Annotated in this window: 11 protein-coding genes; 10 read left to right on the top strand and 1 reads right to left on the bottom strand. The window is 45.8% G+C overall.

What is annotated here, in order from left to right; all coding sequences use genetic code 11:
• Window positions 1-37 precede the first annotated feature (37 nt).
• The 10 genes from hrpB (at window position 38) to L3V30_RS03315 (ending at window position 16364) form a co-directional block, all read left to right on the top strand.
• Window positions 38-2506 carry an ATP-dependent helicase HrpB gene (gene hrpB / locus L3V30_RS03360; protein WP_237308313.1) on the top strand — a complete coding sequence of 823 codons (2469 nt, stop codon included), beginning with the start codon at window positions 38-40 and terminating at the stop codon, window positions 2504-2506.
• On the top strand, window positions 2499-4871 hold the full coding sequence (gene mrcB / locus L3V30_RS03355) for a penicillin-binding protein 1B (protein WP_176320173.1): 2373 nt from the start codon (window positions 2499-2501) through the stop codon (window positions 4869-4871). The genes hrpB and mrcB overlap by 8 nt, the downstream gene beginning before the upstream one ends.
• 122 nt (window positions 4872-4993) lie before the next feature.
• Window positions 4994-7324: a patatin-like phospholipase family protein gene (locus L3V30_RS03350; protein WP_109169475.1), complete on the top strand. Its 2331-nt coding sequence runs from the start codon at window positions 4994-4996 to the stop codon at window positions 7322-7324.
• Window positions 7325-7592: 268 nt separating this feature from the next.
• Window positions 7593-10190, top strand: coding sequence for a bifunctional aconitate hydratase 2/2-methylisocitrate dehydratase (gene acnB / locus L3V30_RS03345; protein ID WP_012841427.1), 2598 nt, complete (start codon window positions 7593-7595; stop codon window positions 10188-10190).
• Between the two features lie 99 nt (window positions 10191-10289).
• Window positions 10290-10658: a YacL family protein gene (locus tag L3V30_RS03340; protein WP_012841428.1), complete on the top strand. Its 369-nt coding sequence runs from the start codon at window positions 10290-10292 to the stop codon at window positions 10656-10658.
• Window positions 10659-10846: 188 nt separating this feature from the next.
• Entirely contained in the window at window positions 10847-11185 is a 339-nt protein-coding gene (locus L3V30_RS03335; RefSeq protein WP_005396729.1) for a P-II family nitrogen regulator, read from the top strand.
• A 27-nt stretch (window positions 11186-11212) separates the two neighbouring features.
• Window positions 11213-12442, top strand: a complete 1230-nt coding sequence (locus tag L3V30_RS03330) for an ammonium transporter (RefSeq protein ID WP_046875065.1) — start codon at window positions 11213-11215, stop codon at window positions 12440-12442.
• Window positions 12443-12594: 152 nt separating this feature from the next.
• The gene (locus L3V30_RS03325; protein ID WP_005386566.1) at window positions 12595-13608 is read left to right on the top strand and encodes a Fe(3+) ABC transporter substrate-binding protein; all 1014 of its coding nucleotides are present in this window, start codon (window positions 12595-12597) and stop codon (window positions 13606-13608) included.
• A gap of 99 nt (window positions 13609-13707) precedes the next feature.
• Window positions 13708-15333, top strand: a complete 1626-nt coding sequence (locus tag L3V30_RS03320; protein ID WP_005396731.1) for an iron ABC transporter permease — start codon at window positions 13708-13710, stop codon at window positions 15331-15333.
• Window positions 15333-16364, top strand: coding sequence for an ABC transporter ATP-binding protein (locus L3V30_RS03315; RefSeq protein ID WP_005396732.1), 1032 nt, complete (start codon window positions 15333-15335; stop codon window positions 16362-16364). The genes L3V30_RS03320 and L3V30_RS03315 overlap by 1 nt, the downstream gene beginning before the upstream one ends.
• A 153-nt stretch (window positions 16365-16517) precedes the next feature.
• On the opposite strand, the gene L3V30_RS03310 is transcribed toward L3V30_RS03315, so the two are convergent.
• The gene (locus tag L3V30_RS03310) at window positions 16518-17930 is read right to left on the bottom strand and encodes a phosphoglucomutase/phosphomannomutase family protein (RefSeq protein ID WP_237283982.1); all 1413 of its coding nucleotides are present in this window, start codon (window positions 17928-17930) and stop codon (window positions 16518-16520) included.
• Window positions 17931-17963: the final 33 nt, after the last annotated feature.

The following is a 17963-nucleotide window of genomic DNA, read 5'->3' as shown; positions in this document are numbered from 1 at the left end:
TACAATGTTGCCACCATTACACCATAAGGTATTTCCTTTGTCACAATTGCCGATTGAAGCCGTGATGCCTGAGTTGCTGACGGCGGTCAAAAATCAACATCAAGTGATCTTAAAAGCGGCGCCTGGTGCCGGTAAGTCGACCTACTTCCCTTTACAGCTCCTCTTAAACCATTCGGTTGTTGGAAAAATCATCATGCTCGAACCAAGACGACTCGCGGCGCGTAACATTGCCCGTTATCTTGCTGAGCAATTGGGAGAACAAGTTGGTCAACGCGTGGGTTATCGAGTTCGTGGCGAGGCAAAGGTAAGTTCTGCAACGCAGTTGGAGATCGTGACTGAAGGGATCATGACTAGGATGATTCAAACTGACCCTGAACTGGATGGTGTTGATCTGCTGATCTTTGATGAGTTTCATGAACGCAGCATTCATGCCGATACCGCTTTGGCATTCAGTTTAGAGGTTCAAGAGGCATTGCGAGACGATCTCAAGCTGGTGGTAATGTCGGCAACGCTTGATCAACAAGCCTTACAGTCGTTGTTGCCGGAAGCCAGTTACATTGAATCAGAAGGACGCAGTTTCGACGTAGAAATGCGTTACCAACCGTTAGGTGTGAATGATCATTTACCTACGAGTATGGCAAAAACAATAGAAAGTCTTATGAACAAAGAGTCCGGCTCTTTGTTGGCTTTCCTACCGGGCGTTGGGGCCATTAAACAAGTCGAAGAACGTTTATCTCATTTGGCGGATGATATTGAAGTGTGTCCGCTTTATGGGCAACTGAGCTTTACTGAGCAACAAAAAGCCATCACGCCGGCAGAACACGGCAAGCGTAAAGTCGTACTCGCGACCAACATCGCAGAAACTTCACTGACGATTGAAGGCATTCGCCTTGTGGTTGATTCTGGGTTAGAGCGTATTGCCCGGTTTGATTTGAAAAACGGTTTAACACGCTTAGAGCAAACACGCATTGCACAGTCTTCAGCGATTCAGCGTGCAGGACGAGCGGGACGAATAGAAGAGGGCATTTGCGTTCGCCTCTATTCTGAAAGTCAGTTCAAGCAGCAACCTCTGGTTCCCCAGCCCGAAATTTTGCATTCCGATTTGGCTAGTTTAGTTATGGAGCTCGCATTTTGGGGAGCGAGTGATATCAACGATCTCAAGTGGCTTGATGTTCCCGCTAATGCGTCATTGGAACAAGCGAAGCAGCTATTGGTGTCATTGGGACTACTGACGGAAAAAGGGCAATTAACGTCCGAAGGAAAACAGGCGCATGAACTAGGCGTTGAGCCTCGTGCGGCTGCGATGCTAATTAAAGCGCAATCTTACAGTGATAAGATGTTAAATGCTGCTTTGGCGGCGGTCGCACTGATTGAAGAGCCAGAAAGAAACGTCACCAATATCGCTCATAGTTTGCATCGTTGGCTTGTTGGTACTCATCCAAAAAAGTCGATGTTGTTCAAGCGTGCTCAATCTCTGGCGTACAAATTAGATACGGTATTTGACCTGAAAGGCGTGGATGAAGAGGCATTACCGCTGGTGTTAAGTTTGGCATTTCCAGATCGCATTGCGCAGCAGCGCACAAATCAATTTGGGCGATTTACTTTGGCTAATGGTCATGGTGCAGAATGTCGTCAGGAAGACATGCTAGGTGGCTGTGAGTATTTGGTTGCCGTTGACTTAATGCGTTCTCATTCTAACTCCAGTCAAATTCATTCGGCATGTGAATTGGATGTCAATATATTGCGAGCGACCTTTGAAGCGCTATTTTCGTCTGAAGAAGTTGTAGACTGGGATGAAAAAAGAGGGCGTCTAATGGCTGAGAGACAAACAAAACTCGGTCAGCTGGTGGTTGAACGCGAGCCTTTGCCAAGCCCTGGCAAAGAAAAAATGACACAAGCTTTACTCACGTATGTCCGCCGCCAGGGCTTACAGAGTCTAAACTGGACACCGGCAGCGGAGAGCTTGTTGGCTCGGATTCGTTGTGCGGTGGAATGGTTACCCGAGCAATCATGGCCAATGTTTGATGAAGCCAGTTTGTTGGATTCATTAGAAGAGTGGTTAGAGCCGTACATGACGTCCGTCAGTTCGGTTAACGATTTGAGCAAGATAAACTTGGTCGAAGCGCTGAACGCTCGATTAGGTTGGCCACTCAATCAACAGCTGGATGAATGGTTACCAGAGCATTACCAACTGCCGACAGGTTCAAAGAAGCGTATCCGTTACCAGTATGGCCATGAGCCGAAACTATCGGTGCGTATGCAAGAGGTATTTGGTGAGAGTGGCTCTCCTACGGTAGCACTTGGTCGTAAGCGTTTGGTGCTTGAACTGCTTTCGCCGGCACAACGTCCGCTGCAAGTGACGTCTGACTTGGCGGCTTTCTGGAACGGAAGCTATAAAGACGTTCAAAAAGAGATGAAAGGGCGCTACCCAAAACACGTTTGGCCAGATGACCCTGCCAATCATGTAGCAACTACGAAAACAAAAAGACAATTGAATAATGACTAACAGCAAGAAGCCTAGCGCGAAAAAAGCGCCAGCGAAGAAAAGTACAACCAATAAAGGAACGACAAAACAGACTCGACGCACACCGAGTAAAAAGCCGGCTAACGAGAAACGTTCGTGGCTGAAAGTTTTGTGGTCATTTAGCTGGAAAGCCGGTGTTGCGCTTGCCGCTGTTTTGCTGTTTGTGGGTATTTATTTAGATAGTGTTGTGAAAGAGCGCTTTGAAGGCCAGCTGTTTGAACTGCCAACGGTGGTTTATGCTCGCATCTTGAACTTAAATCCGGGTGAAAATATCACCATTCAAGAACTTCGTAACGAGCTGGATGTACTGAATTACCGTAAGGTAAGTCAGCCTCGCTATCCTGGTGAATACTCTTCTTCTTCCACTCGTATTGAGCTGATCCGTCGTCCATTTGAATTTGCCGATGGTCCTGAACCGGATCGTCACGTGATGCTCCATTTTTCAGATTCTGGCTTACAGCGTATTCAGTCTTTAGAGTCCCGAGGCGATCTTGGTTACTTACGCTTAGAGCCTAAGATGTTGGGTATGCTGGAGAAAGATCAAGATGAGCAGCGTCTGTTCTTGCGTCGTGATCAGTTCCCAGAAATTTTAGTTGATGCACTGCTTGCGACCGAAGACCGGGATTTTTATCAACACGATGGGGTGTCTCCACTCGCGATTGCACGAGCAATGGTTGCAAACATTAAAGCGGGTCGTACTGTTCAAGGCGGTAGTACGCTAACTCAGCAGTTGGCGAAAAACCTGTTTTTGACCCGTGATAAGACGCTGTGGCGCAAAGTTAGAGAAGCGTATATTGCGTTAATTTTGGATTACCGTTACAGCAAAGATCGTATTTTGGAAGCCTACCTTAACGAAGTGTATCTAGGGCAAAGTGGTGGTGAAGCGATCCACGGGTTTGGCTTGGCATCGCGTTATTACTTTGGACAACCGATCCAAGAGCTGCGAATCGATCAACTGGCGATGTTAGTTGGGATGGTAAAAGGACCGTCTTACTACAACCCAATTCGTTACCCCGAGCGCACGAAAGAGCGCCGCGATCTTGTATTACGTTTGTTGATGCAGCAAAACATGCTGACTTCAGAGCAGTATGAGCAAGCCGTCAGTCGTTCGCTTGATACGCAGAGCAAACCACGTATCGCGAGCCGTCAGCCCGCTTATTTCCAGCAATTGAGCATTGAATTGAAAGAAAAAGTGGGGGAGCGATTTAAAGCGGAAACCGGACTGCGCGTGTTTACGTCTCTGGATCCGGTATCGCAAAGCAAAATGGAGCAAGCCATCGCGAAAAAGATCCCGGAGCTAGCTAAACGAGGCGGTAAAGAATTAGAAGCCGCTGCAGTCGCGGTTGATCGTCATAGTGGTGAAATCCGTGCCATGGTTGGCGGTAAACGTGTTGGTTATGAAGGTTTTAACCGCGCGCTCAATGCCAGTCGTCCAATTGGTTCTTTAGTTAAACCAGCGATTTACTTGACGGCTCTAGAACAACCGGAAAAATATAACCTAGGCACGACGCTGCACGACACGCCGCTAAGCCTGAAAAGCAGTAAAGGTAATGTATGGACACCGCGCAACTACGACCGAAAATACCGTGGTGATGTGCCACTTTATATTGCTTTAGCGAAGTCGCTCAACGTGCCAACCGTGCGCTTAGGCATGGCGCTTGGTATCCCCGAAGTATCCGATACTTTAGAACGTTTGGGCGTCAACAAAGACGAAATCCGCCCAGTGCCTTCGATGTTTTTGGGCTCGTTTTCTTTGACGCCGTTTGAAGTCGCGCAGATGTATCAGACACTGACGAACTCAGGCAAACGTGCGAAACTGACCGCTCTGCGTTCAGTGATGGATATGGAAGGTAATGTGCTGTATCAATCCTTGCCTCGTTCATCAAGAGCCGTGGATGAGCAAGCAGCATGGCTAACGACCTACGCGATGAAACAGGGGGTTGCTCAAGGTACAGGCCGCTTCTTACAAAGCCAGTTTGGTTGGGCTGCACTGGCAGGAAAAACGGGTACCAGTAACGATAACCGCGATAGCTGGTTTGTTGGTGTTGATGGCCGTGAAGTGACGACAATTTGGCTAGGCCGCGACGATAACAAACCGGTTCATCTAACGGGATCGAGCGGTGCATTACGAGTGTACGCAGAGTATTTGAAGCAACGCATTCCTGAGCGTTTAGAGCTTCCATGGCCAAGAGAGATCACCACGTTAGGATTTAAGCCGACATCAGATGGTGGTTTAGAAATGAACTGTCGTAGTGATTATAAACTGCCAGTTTGGGATAAAACGGGTCAAATAAAGCAGCAGTGTGAGAAGAAATCAAACTGGCTTAACAGCTTATTTGATTGGTAGCATCGCCAAATCAACAACATTAGCTTGTCTCTCTGGTCAATTCTTAGTACATATTAGGGCGTGTTAGTGCGGTGCTGCTAGCACGCCCTACTTGATAAGAAATTCAACAAAGGAAGAAGTGAATGTTCAAAAAGCTGTTATCAAGCCCGTCGACTCGCCATTTCGCGCTTTGGGTTAGTGCCTTTTTGATCACCACTCCTTCAGTTTCCCTCGCCAACTCTCTAGCAAAAACGGATGACGTGGAGCCTCGTCCAAAGGTGGCAGTTGTGCTCGCCGGTGGCGGAGCAAAAGGCGCTGCGCATATCGGCGTCCTCAAAGCGTTAGAAGAGATGCAGATCCCGGTCGATATCGTAACGGGCACCAGTATGGGCGCTTATGTTGGTGGCCTCTATGCAACGGGGATGAGCGCTGATGAAATTGAAAGTTTTATCTACACCGTCGATTGGAGCAGTGGTTATCGAGATCGTGTCGACCGTAGTCAACGCCGAGTTCGTGATAAAGAGTATGAAGACCGCTATCAAATTAACACTGACCTCGGCTTAAGATTTGGTGAGGTTCGTGCCCCAACGGGTGTCGTGCAAGGCCAGAACATGTTGCGCGTATTGCGTGAGACTACAGGGAACTTAGGGCGATTCGATTCTTTTGATGATCTTGCCATTCCTTATCGCTCTGTGGCGACAGATATTCTTGCGCTGGAGGAAGTGGTTCTTGGCAATGGCTACCTTGTGGACGCCATGATGGCTAGCATGTCTGTACCAGGAGCGCTTCCTCCCTATAAGCTCAATGGCCATATGCTTGTCGATGGCGGCGTGGTCAATAACATGCCTGTCGATGTGGCTCGCGCCATGGGGGCTGATGTTGTTATTGCTGTTGATATTAGCACCGACTACAAAACCGAAGATGAGTTTACCGGGCTGTTTACTGTAGCGGATCAACTTTCTAATTACCTAGTTCGTCGCAGTACGCAACAGCAAGTGGACGAGCTTGAACCACAAGATATTTATATTCGTCCCAATGTAGGCACCATGGAAACGGTCGAGTTCGACAAAATGCCTTGGGCTTTTCAAGCGGGCTACGATATTACCAAGCAGCTTGAAGATAAGCTGCTTGGTCTAAGTTTATCGAACGCAGAATACCAAAAGTACATTGATCACAAGCAAGAGGTACGTAAGACGCTGGTTTACGGTGATAAACGCATTGTTGATGACATTGTGATAGTGAATAACACCCACTACAGTGATGTATTACTTACCAACCGTATCCAATTGAAAACAGGTCGTCGTATTCCAACGGCTGAAATAGAAAAAGCCGTTGAAAATCTCTATGCGTTGGATCGTTTTGAGTTAATCACTTACCACTTTGAAGATGTTGATGGTAAGACATTGTTGGTTTTTGATGTTAACGAAAAGTCGTGGGGGCCGAATTACGTTAACTTTCGATTTTTCCTTGAAGATGACTTCGATACGGATAGCCAATACGGCATCGGTATGTCGACCAATTTTACTAATTTAAACTCGCATGGTGCAGAGTTGGCGTTCAACGTAGAAATGGGCACGGATAAGCTGATAGAAGCTGAGTTGTATTCGCCTGTTTTATCTAGCCAAACGCTTTTTGTTGCTGGCCGTGTTGGATACAGCAGTGAAGATAGAAACTTACCTTTTAGCGAGTTTGAAAACCCGGACCTCAGCTCAGTTAACGACTTCTTACCCGTTTCCTATAATGACTTTGCTTCAGAACTGGCGATTGGCATTCAACCTACGTTATGGCAAGAGTTGCGCCTTGGTGCTCGTTACTCTACAGGAGATATTGAGCTGTCTACCTTGGCCTCGGCAGGGCAGCTAGACTTCGAGCGCAAAGGTATATTTGCGAGCTATCGACTCGATACGCTTGATGATTTTGCATTTCCTACTCGCGGACTGCTGGTCGATCTTGAATATTTCGTATCTCATGACAAGAGTCCGGAAGGCATCACTCTGCTCGACACGGAAAAGATGATTGAAGATACTGTGTATGAAATCTCCGCGCGATTCAAAGGTGCGGTCAGTCATCAGCGTCATACTTTAGTCGGACATGCAGAATATAGCTTTGTAGAAAGTAAAAATTCATCGGTTCCACTTGATCCGAGAGAGTTAGGCGGCTTTTTAAACCTATCTGGCATCCCAAGAAATAGCTTGATTGGACAGAACCTGTTTTTTAGTAGCTTGGTGTACCGATACAAATGGTTCGACAATGACTTTGGACTATTTGAAGCGCCAGTCTACCTCGGTGCATCAGTGGAATACGGTGGAGTTTGGTCAGATAATGATCTGAAGCTGAATGAAGCGCCACTTTACAATGCTGGCTCTATTTTCTTTGGTGTTGACTCACCAATCGGGCCAATTATGTTGGCTTATGGTCGTACTGAGCAGGATATGGATGCTGTGTATTTGATCGTAGGAACGTCGTTTAATTAACCGGGTATAAGAAAGCAAAAACTTGGCATATTTGGTCAAAACTAGCAGAACTTTAGTCGTAAGTTGCTATGTTGGTCAAAATGATAAGATTTTAATTTAAGGTTAAATTTGCTATTATTTTGCCCACAGTTTGGCCTCTACGGCGCTGTTTCTCAATCATAATTGAATGAAAACAAGGGCAATGGAGAGCCAAGTTTCCAAGGATGTTCACTCCTTTACTTTAACAATAGTAATAATAGAGGAGGAACCGCAATGAGAGGAAAAAGTCGTGCTTGAAGCCTACCGTAAACACGTCGAAGAGCGTGCTGCTGAAGGAGTTGTTCCTAAACCGCTAGACGCAGAACAAGTTGCTGGACTTGTAGAACTTCTGAAAAATCCCCCGCAAGGTGAAGAAGAGTTCATTCTTGACCTACTTGAAAACCGCATCCCACCAGGTGTAGATGAAGCCGCTTATGTTAAAGCGGGTTTCCTAACAGCAGTAGCAAAAGGTGAAGTTAAATCACCATTAGTGAGTCGTGAAAAAGCGGCTGAACTGCTAGGCACTATGCAAGGTGGTTACAACATCGAGCCGCTAGTTGAGCTACTTGATGACGAAGCACTGGCAGAGATTGCTGTAGAAGCACTGTCTCATACACTTCTGATGTTTGATGCTTTCTATGATGTAGAAGAGAAAGCAAAAGCAGGCAATGCGCATGCACAGAAAGTACTTCAGTCATGGGCTGATGCTGAGTGGTTCCTTTCTAAGCCTAAGCTTGAAGAAAAAGTCACTCTAACTGTATTTAAAGTAACAGGTGAAACGAACACGGATGACCTTTCACCTGCACCTGATGCTTGGTCTCGTCCTGATATCCCAGTGCACGCACTTGCGATGCTGAAGAACGAGCGTGAAGGCATCAATCCTGATCAACCGGGCAATATTGGTCCGATCAAGCAAATTGAAGAATTGAAAGAAAAAGGTCACCAATTGGTTTACGTTGGTGATGTTGTTGGTACTGGTTCTTCACGTAAATCTGCAACCAACTCAGTACTTTGGTTCATGGGAGATGATATCCCTTACGTTCCAAACAAACGTGCTGGTGGTTATGTGCTTGGTGGTAAAATTGCACCTATCTTCTTCAACACAATGGAAGATGCGGGCGCACTACCAATCGAAGTCGACGTGACTAAGCTCAACATGGGCGATGTTATCGATGTTTACCCATATGAAGGTAAAGTTTGTAATCACGAAACAGGTGAAGTTTTAGCTGAGTTCTCGCTGAAAACGGAAGTACTGATTGATGAAGTTCGTGCTGGCGGTCGTATCCCATTGATCATCGGTCGTGGTTTGACAGACAAAGCGCGTCAATCGCTAGGTCTTGAGCCTTCGGATGTATTCCGTAAACCTGGTGAAATCGCAGATTCTGGCAAGGGTTACACTCTTGCACAGAAAATGGTTGGTAAAGCGTGTGGCGTAGAAGGCATTCGCCCTGGTACCTACTGTGAACCGAAGATGACGACAGTAGGTTCGCAAGATACTACCGGCCCTATGACTCGTGATGAACTTAAAGACTTGGCGTGTTTGGGCTTCTCTGCTGATCTGGTTATGCAGTCTTTCTGTCACACCTCTGCGTATCCAAAACCAGTAGACGTTAACACGCACCACACACTTCCGGACTTTATCATGAACCGCGGTGGTGTATCTCTTCGCCCGGGTGACGGTATTATCCACTCATGGCTAAACCGTATGCTACTGCCGGATACAGTCGGTACGGGTGGTGACTCACATACTCGTTTCCCGCTAGGTATTTCATTCCCAGCAGGTTCGGGGTTGGTTGCCTTTGCTGCTGCGACAGGCGTTATGCCACTAGATATGCCTGAGTCAATCTTGGTTCGCTTTAAAGGTGAAATGCAACCGGGTATCACACTACGTGACCTTGTTCATGCCATCCCTTACTACGCGATTCAGCAAGGTCTACTAACGGTAGAAAAAGCGGGCAAGATCAACGAATTCTCTGGCCGTATCCTTGAGATTGAAGGCCTAGAAACGCTAACAGTTGAGCAAGCATTTGAGCTTTCTGATGCTTCTGCTGAGCGTTCTGCGGCAGGTTGTACTGTGAAACTGTCGCAAGAGTCGATCGAAGAGTACCTAAACTCTAACATTGTAATGCTGAAGTGGATGATCTCTGAAGGTTACGGTGACCGCCGTACTATCGAACGTCGTATTACAGCGATGGAAGAGTGGCTAGCAAATCCTGAGCTGATGCAAGCGGATAAAGACGCTGAATATGCACATGTGATTGAAATCGATATGGCTGAAATCAACGAGCCAGTACTATGTGCACCGAATGATCCGGATGACGCTCGCTTGTTGTCTGAAGTACAAGGCACAGCGATTGATGAAGTGTTCATCGGTTCTTGTATGACGAACATCGGTCACTTCCGCGCTGCTGGTAAGCTGCTAGATAAGTTCAATGGACAGCTTGCAACTCGCCTATGGATCGCTCCGCCAACGAAGATGGATAAGGATCAGCTAACGGAAGAAGGTTATTACGGTATCTTTGGCCGTGCTGGGGTTCGAATCGAAACACCAGGATGTTCACTGTGTATGGGTAACCAAGCGCGTGTTGCAGACAAATCAACAGTGATGTCGACCTCAACGCGTAACTTCCCGAACCGTCTAGGTACTGGTGCGAATGTTTACCTGTCGTCTGCGGAACTAGCTGCCGTAGGTGCAATCCTTGGTAAGATTCCAACTAAAGAAGAGTACTTGGAGTATGCGAAGCAAATTGATGCAACCGCTACAGATACTTACCGCTACTTGAACTTCCATAAAATGGATCAGTACACCAAGAAAGCGGATGAAGTGATCTTCCAAGAGCCTGCATAAGTTTAACTGCACAATTAAAAAGCACCTCAAACGAGGTGCTTTTTTTATGGGCGCAATTCGCTATACTCCGCACCAAATTGATACGAAAAGGCAATCTCGATGGAATTTGAATTCATCCGTAACACGTTGATGGGCGAGTACTACGTAAAATGCAGCATGGGGCATGAGATTGTTGGGCGCTGGCTACAAGAAGAAATTGGCAAAGATCCTATGAAGATTGCTCAGGTTGAAAAGCTAATTGAGCAGTCATTTTCAGCGCCTTCTCAAGAGCATAACCTAACAGGTACAGAAATTAGCTTGATGATTCAGGGCGATGAAGTCCTAGTGCAAGAAAACGCATTGGCCCATGACCATGATGTTGAGATGGAAAGTGAATTCGATTTCTACAATGCAGAAAGTACAGCAAGCTGTGGAATAGAGGACTTCATGATTCTTATCGAGCGATGGAAAGACTTTTTGAACATTTAGTGCACAGTTTTGGGTAACTTTCCTTCTGTTGCTTTAAATTTGTGAAAAGGGCGCACCGATATGGTGCGCCCTTTTTGTTTATAGATATGTAAATTGACGTTAGTTTTTATTATTCAATGACTTAAAAACTTGGCACGTAGATTGGATTATTAGAAGTGTTTCAGGATGAAAGCTTCGGAGAGAATTGAATGAAAATAATCAATGCCATTATTAAGCCGTTTAAATTAGACGATGTGCGAGAAGCATTGGCTAACGTCGGTATCGAAGGGATGACGGTATCAGAAGTTAAAGGGTTTGGTCGTCAAAAAGGCCACACGGAACTGTATCGCGGCGCTGAGTATCAGGTCGATTTCCTACCAAAAGTGAAAATTGAAATCGCTACTCACGCGGATAATGTTGAGCGAGTGGTTGAAGCGATTACAAAAGCTGCGCAAACAGGAAAGATTGGTGACGGTAAAATTTTTGTCTACGACCTGAACCAAGCGGTGCGTATCCGAACGGGCGAAATGGACGCAGAAGCACTTTAAGAATTCAAGGGATTGGAGAAACTTATTATGGAATTAACAACAACAGTAACCGAGTTACGTTACGCACTTGACACCTTTTTCTTCCTCATTTCCGGTGCGTTGGTAATGTGGATGGCAGCTGGTTTTGCGATGCTAGAGGCTGGTCTTGTGCGCTCTAAGAACACAACAGAAATTCTTACGAAGAACATCTGTTTGTACGCAATTGCATGTACGATGTTTCTAATCGTTGGTTACAACATCATGTATGTCGACAACGGAGAAGGAGGCTGGTTACCTTCATTTGGTGCGCTGATTGGTACCCAAGGAGAAGGGGCTGATCACTCTCTAGAGTCTGATTTCTTCTTCCAAGTCGTCTTCGTTGCAACTGCAATGTCCGTCGTTTCTGGTGCGGTGGCTGAACGTATGAAGCTTTGGTCTTTCTTGGTTTTCTCTGCGATTTTGACCGCATTTATCTACCCAATGGAAGGTTATTGGACATGGGGCGGTGGTTTCCTAGCAGAAGCTGGATTTAGCGACTTTGCAGGTTCAGGTATCGTACATATGGCTGGTGCTTCTGCAGCTCTCGCTGGTGTGTTATTGCTTGGTGCTCGTAAAGGTAAATATGGCAAAAACGGTGAAATCTACCCGATTCCAGGTTCAAACATGCCTTTGGCAACACTAGGTACTTTCATCCTTTGGTTTGGTTGGTTTGGGTTTAACGGTGGTTCTCAGTTGATGGTTTCAGACTTTGAGAATGCAACAGCGGTAGGTCAGATCTTCCTAAACACCAACGCAGCAGCTGCTGCAGGTGCTATTGCGGCGCTATTTGTATGTAAAACAACTTGGGGCAAAGCGGACTTAACGATGATTCTCAATGGTGCGCTAGCTGGCTTGGTTGCTATCACTGCAGATCCTCTATCACCATCGCCATTATATGCAGTTGCTATCGGTGCAGTATCTGGCGCGCTAGTCGTATTCAGCATTATTGGTTTGGATAAACTAAAAATTGATGACCCAGTCGGTGCGATTTCAGTGCACGGTGTTTGTGGCTTCTTTGGTTTGATGGTTGTGCCACTAAGTAACGGCGATGCTACATTCGGTGCACAGCTTTTAGGTGCTGTCGTTATCTTTGCTTGGGTATTTGGTGCCAGCCTAGTTGTGTGGGCTATCTTGAAAGCAACCGTTGGAATTCGCGTCACGGAAGATGAAGAAATGGAAGGTATGGACATGCATGATTGTGGCGTCGGTGCGTACCCAGAATTTGTCACTGTGAAGTAATCAATAGCCTGTAATAAATAGTTACACTCTCAACATATAAAAACCTGCTCCGATGAGCAGGTTTTTTAATATTTGTCATTGTCTTCTTATTGAACATACATATAATAACGCAACTGATAAACGTTATCATTAGCATGGTAAAGGATTAAACAATGAAAAAACTGCTAACTCTTTCAGCATTAACTTGCGCAACCTTAGCTCCAACAGCAATGGCTGCTGAAGAAGTGAACGTCTACTCTTACCGTCAACCTTTCCTAGTTGAACCTATGTTCAACGAGTTCACTAAAGAAACTGGCATCAAAGTAAACGTAAAATTTGCTAAAAAAGGCTTAGCAGAAAAGCTAGCTCAAGAAGGCGAGTACAGCCCAGCTGACGTTATCCTTACGACAGACATCAGTCGTCTAGCTGAACTGACAAACAAAGGTTTAGTTCAGAAAGTAGATAGCAAAATCATTGAAGAAAACGTACCAGCTCAATACCAAGATAAAGAGAATGAGTGGTTTGCCCTAACTCTACGCTCACGTAGTGTTTACTCTTCACGTGATCGCGTAGGTAAACTAGGCGCAGATTTCAACTATGCAGATCTAGCTAAGCCAGAGTTCAAAGGTAAAATTTGTACTCGTAGCGGTAAGCACCCGTACAACGTTTCTCTAGTTTCAGCAATGATTGCTCACAATGGCGAAGCAGAAACCAAAGAGTGGTTGGAAGGCGTGAAAGCAAACCTTGCTCGCAAACCACAAGGCAACGATCGTGCACAAGTTAAAGCGATCAAAGAAGGTCTATGTGATGTTTCTCTAGGTAACAGCTACTACCTAGGTAAAATGGTTAACGACAAAGAGCAAAAAGCTTGGGCAGATGCAGTTTACATCAACTTCCCTAACCAAGAGACTACAGGTACTCACGTAAACATCTCTGGTATGGCGATGGCGAAGTACTCTCCAAACAAAGACAATGCTGTGAAGCTAATGGAATTCCTAACGGGTGACAAAGCGCAGCAGATGTACGCAGAAGTTAACTACGAGTACCCTGTTAAAGAAGGCGTGAAGCGTTCTGAACTTGTGGAATCTTGGGGTGACTTTAAAGCAGACAAGCTTTCTCTAGACGATATTGCAGCCAACCACGAAGCGGCAATTAAGCTATTAGACGAAGTGAAATTTGACCTTTAATTCCTTGTGGGGGTATAACAGTACCCCCATTTGATTAAAGGATATGAGATGTATTTGCAACAGCATTTGTATTTCATACAGCCTTGCAGTAATTAGGCGATGAAAGATAAACACTCTTTATGGAAAACCAGTAGTGGGGTAATAACTCTGTTACTGGTTTTGCCGATCTTAGCGATCTTCTACACCGCAATTGGTGAAACGGATGATTTGTTTGCCCATTTAATGGCGACAGTCATGCCGACTTATATTTTTAACACGGTTGCGCTCACTATTGGCGTAATGGTGTTGTCCTTAATTCTTGGTATACCAAGCGCTTGGATAATGGCCATGTGTAAACTGCCGACCGAAAAATGGTTGCAGTGGGCATTGGTGCTACCTCTTGCGATGCCAGGTTATATCATTGGTTATATTTTTACTGATTGGTTTGATTTTGCAGGGCCGATTCAGATCTTTTTGCGTGATGTAACCGGATGGGGACCTGGCGAGTATTGGTTCCCTGATATTCGCACCTTGCCTGGCGCGACCTTTGTGTTGGCTTTAGTGCTGTACCCTTACGTGTATTTGCTGTGTCGAGCTGCATTTATGGAGCAAAATGTCTCTTTGTTGCAAAGCGCGCGTTTGCTCAAATGCTCTCCATGGGAAAGCTTTTGGCGCATCTCGATGCCACTAGTGCGACCTTCTATCGCTGTGGGTTTGTCGCTGGTGGCAATGGAGACTATCGGTGACTTTGGTACTGTAAGTTACTTCGCTGTGAATACGTTAACCACAGCGGTCTACGATACTTGGTTGGGGTACTCTAATCTTAATGCAGCAGCCAAGATTTCTGCCATGATGCTCGTCATCGTAGTATTGCTTCTCAGTGCCGAACGCTACAGTCGTCGTAAACAAAAGCTTTTTCAAAGCCAATTTAACAGTCACGAAGATTTTCGTTATGAGTTGACGGGCTGGAAAAAGTGGACCGCGCTGGTTTGGTGTTGGGGCTTGGTTTCGGTCGCGTTTATTTTGCCATTACTACAGCTGATTGATTATGCGATAACTTACTTTGCGCAGAGTTGGACCCCCGAGTTTCGTGAATACGCATGGAATAGTTTGGTCGTGTCGGTTATTGCCGCCATTATTGGTGTTGCTGTCGCACTGATCGTTAACTTTACCCATCGCGTCAATGGCAAACGCGAAAGCTTGGCATTTATGCGTCTTTCTTCGATGGGGTATGCAGTGCCAGGAACCGTATTAGCGATTGGTGTGATGGTCGCAGTACTGTTTATGGATCACCGCGTCAACGACCTTGCTAAAGCCATGGAATGGGGAAGACCGGGACTTATTTTTTCTGGCTCCATGTTCGCCCTGGTTTTTGCCATGGTTGTGCGCTTTTCAGCGGTGGCGATTGGTAGTATCGAAAGTAATTTAAATAAAATTTCGCCTTCGTTAGATATGGCGTCTCGCACCATGGGTTGTAAGCCTAATGCCATGCTGTGGCGTGTGCACTTTCCGCTGGTTAAACGTGGTGCACTGATTGCGGCTCTGTTAGTGTTTATCGAGTCGATGAAAGAGCTCAATGCGGCTCTATTACTTCGTCCATTTAACTTTGAAACACTAGCCACATACGTTTATAACTTCGCCTCGGATGAGCATTTAGAATTGGCCGCTTTGCCTGCGGTTCTGTTGGTTCTTGTTGGGTTGATCCCGCTTGTTGTTGTTAACCGTTCACTGGAGCAAAATCACTGATGAGCTGCGCATTATCAATTAAAAACCTAACTTGCCAATATGATGATCAAACCGTACTCGAATCATTATCTCTTGAGGTGGAACAAGGGCAAATTGTCTGTTTACTAGGTGCAAGTGGTTGCGGAAAAACAACACTATTAAAAGCCGTTGCAGGGCTATTGCCATTAACGTCAGGCGAAATGAGCTTAAATTGCGTCACGATTGATGATGGGGAGAACTGGTTGCCACCAGAACAGCGTAATATCGGGATGATTTTCCAAGATTATGCGCTTTTTCCTCACCTGACGGTGGAGCAAAATATTGCCTTTGGCTTAAAGCATTACTCGACAAAAGAGAAAAATGGCAAAGTTCAAGAGATGCTCGAGCTCGTGCATTTGCAAGGCTATGGCGATCGTTATCCACATCAGTTGTCTGGTGGACAGCAGCAGCGTGTTGCGATTGCTCGCTCATTAGCTTACAGCCCAGACTTATTGTTGCTGGATGAGCCGTTCTCTAATATTGATACGCAAGTTCGCCATGAGCTGATAAGTGAGATCCGTAAGATTTTTAAGGCGCAAGGCGTGACTGCCATTTTTGTTACGCATAGCCGTGAAGAGGCTTTTGCCTTCGCGGATAAAATGGCAGTGATGAACAATGGTGTTATCGAGCAGTATGGTACGGCATCTGAGCTTTACTACCAGCCTTCAAGTAAGTTTGTTGCGGATTTCTTAGGTGGTGGTAGCTATCTGGCCGCTAAACGAGTTTCGGATTCAGAATATGAAACCCACTTGGGTGTGGTTGAAGCCACAGCCCAACAAGAGATCCCAGTGCAGTCTGAATGCTCTTTGTTGCTAAGGCCGCAACATGTGCAAATTCAATCCGATGAAGAGAGCTCAGTAACGGTGCTGGAGCAGCACTTTATGGGCGACCATTGCCGTTACGTGATTGATGCGAATGGCGACCGTTTGTTGGCTACAGCATCGCAGGCATTAAATATTGGTGAGTCTGTTGCTGTGAAAATTGAAACGCAGGGCGTGCTGGCATTCGCTTAATGTCTCTGCATAAGGGATTGCGAATCCATTCTCGATTTGTTGATACAAAAAAGCCCGGCAGTGATGCCGGGCAAGTGCTCTTCTCCTGTTGATGAGCGCCTTTTCAGACAGCGTCGACTCTCATCATTGTGCTCGAAGCGGGCACAAGGTCAGTTATAAAGATAAGAAGTCTTTAAACTGTTGAAGAACACGTTCCGCAGTGTCCTTATCGTGCATTTCTGCAAAAATACGTAGTAACGGCTCAGTACCAGAGAAGCGTGCGATGATCCAACCGCCGTTCTTGAAGTAGACTTTCGCACCATCTTCATAGCTGACTTTTTCGATTTCAAACTCAAACTCAGGCAACTGCTTTTCAATATAAATTTTGTTGAACAGGACTTCTTTTTGCGCCGGTTTGAACTTGCAATCACCTTCTGCCATGTACGCGTAGCCGTACTTGCCATAGATTTCATCCAGTAGCTCAGACAATTTCTTGCCTGTTACTGAAATCATTTCCACCAATAGGCTTGATGCGAAGACGCCATCCTTACCTTTGATGTGACCACGAATGGTTAGACCGCCAGAACTCTCGCCACCGATCAGTGAGTCATCCGCTTCCATTTGAGAACTGATGTGCTTAAAGCCTACTGGTACCTCAAAGCATTTTTCACCGTGGTCTTCAGCAATTTTATCAAGAAGATGAGTCGTCGCGATGTTACGTACCACGGAACCTGTCCAACCTTTGTACTCCAATAAGTAATAATAAAGTAGAATCAGGACTTCATTCGGATGAATGAAGTTACCTTTTTCGTCAATAATACCAAGACGGTCCGCATCGCCATCGGTACCGATGCCAATATCGTAACCTTGCTCTTTTACTAGGTGCATCAAACGGTAGAGTGTTGCAGCACTTGGCGAAGGCATTAACCCACCGAAGTCTGGGTTTTTTCCATCGTTAATCACATCAACGTCACAGCGGCCATTGATTAATACGGTTTGCAGCGCATTTTTTGCAACACCGAACATCGGGTCAATCAAAACGCGTAGGTTGGCTTTTTTGATCGACTCGATATCAATAAAGTTAATGATCGAATCTACGAATTCGTTCATCGGGTTGATAATTTGAATCAGCTTATCTTCAACCGCTTGTTCAAAATCGACACTTTTTACATCTTGTGCAGTGAGCGTATCGATTTGTGATTCGATTTTTTGGGTGATGATTTCATCTGCATCACGACCGCCTTCAATGAAGACTTTAATGCCGTTGTAATCGGCCGGGTTGTGCGATGCCGTAATACATGCAGAGTAAGCGCAGCCCATTTCCTTCGCTTTAAACATTACGATAGGCGTTGGAACAAACTTATCGATAAAGCTAACGACGATGCCGTTTGCTGCTAAAACTTCGGCAAACCAACGGCCAGCTTTGTCAGACAGAAAACGTCGGTCATAGCCAATGACAAAGCCGCGATCAGCAACAGATTCGTTATTCGTAATGTTTGCAACTGCTTGAGCAACCAAACGAACATTATCTTTAGTGAATTCTTCACCGATGAATGCGCGCCAACCGCCTGTACCAAATTTGATCATGATTCGAACCTCAATAAGGGCGGCAATACACCG

The sequence above is a fragment of the Vibrio sp. A1-1 genome (genome assembly GCF_021728175.1).
Classification (GTDB): domain Bacteria; phylum Pseudomonadota; class Gammaproteobacteria; order Enterobacterales; family Vibrionaceae; genus Vibrio; species Vibrio diabolicus.
This window is presented reverse-complemented; position numbering and strand designations above follow the sequence as displayed.

Bases quoted from the DNA above. Each gene is read 5' to 3' on its own strand.
- mrcB (WP_176320173.1), top strand. From the start codon at position 2,499: ATGACTAACAGCAAGAAGCCTAGCGCGAAAAAAGCGCCAGCGAAGAAA.
- L3V30_RS03350 (WP_109169475.1), top strand. From the start codon at position 4,994: ATGTTCAAAAAGCTGTTATCAAGCCCGTCGACTCGCCATTTCGCGCTT.
- L3V30_RS03340 (WP_012841428.1), top strand. From the start codon at position 10,290: ATGGAATTTGAATTCATCCGTAACACGTTGATGGGCGAGTACTACGTA.
- L3V30_RS03335 (WP_005396729.1), top strand. From the start codon at position 10,847: ATGAAAATAATCAATGCCATTATTAAGCCGTTTAAATTAGACGATGTG.
- L3V30_RS03330 (WP_046875065.1), top strand. From the start codon at position 11,213: ATGGAATTAACAACAACAGTAACCGAGTTACGTTACGCACTTGACACC.
- L3V30_RS03325 (WP_005386566.1), top strand. From the start codon at position 12,595: ATGAAAAAACTGCTAACTCTTTCAGCATTAACTTGCGCAACCTTAGCT.
- L3V30_RS03320 (WP_005396731.1), top strand. From the start codon at position 13,708: ATGAAAGATAAACACTCTTTATGGAAAACCAGTAGTGGGGTAATAACT.
- L3V30_RS03315 (WP_005396732.1), top strand. From the start codon at position 15,333: ATGAGCTGCGCATTATCAATTAAAAACCTAACTTGCCAATATGATGAT.
- L3V30_RS03310 (WP_237283982.1), bottom strand. From the start codon at position 17,930: ATGATCAAATTTGGTACAGGCGGTTGGCGCGCATTCATCGGTGAAGAA.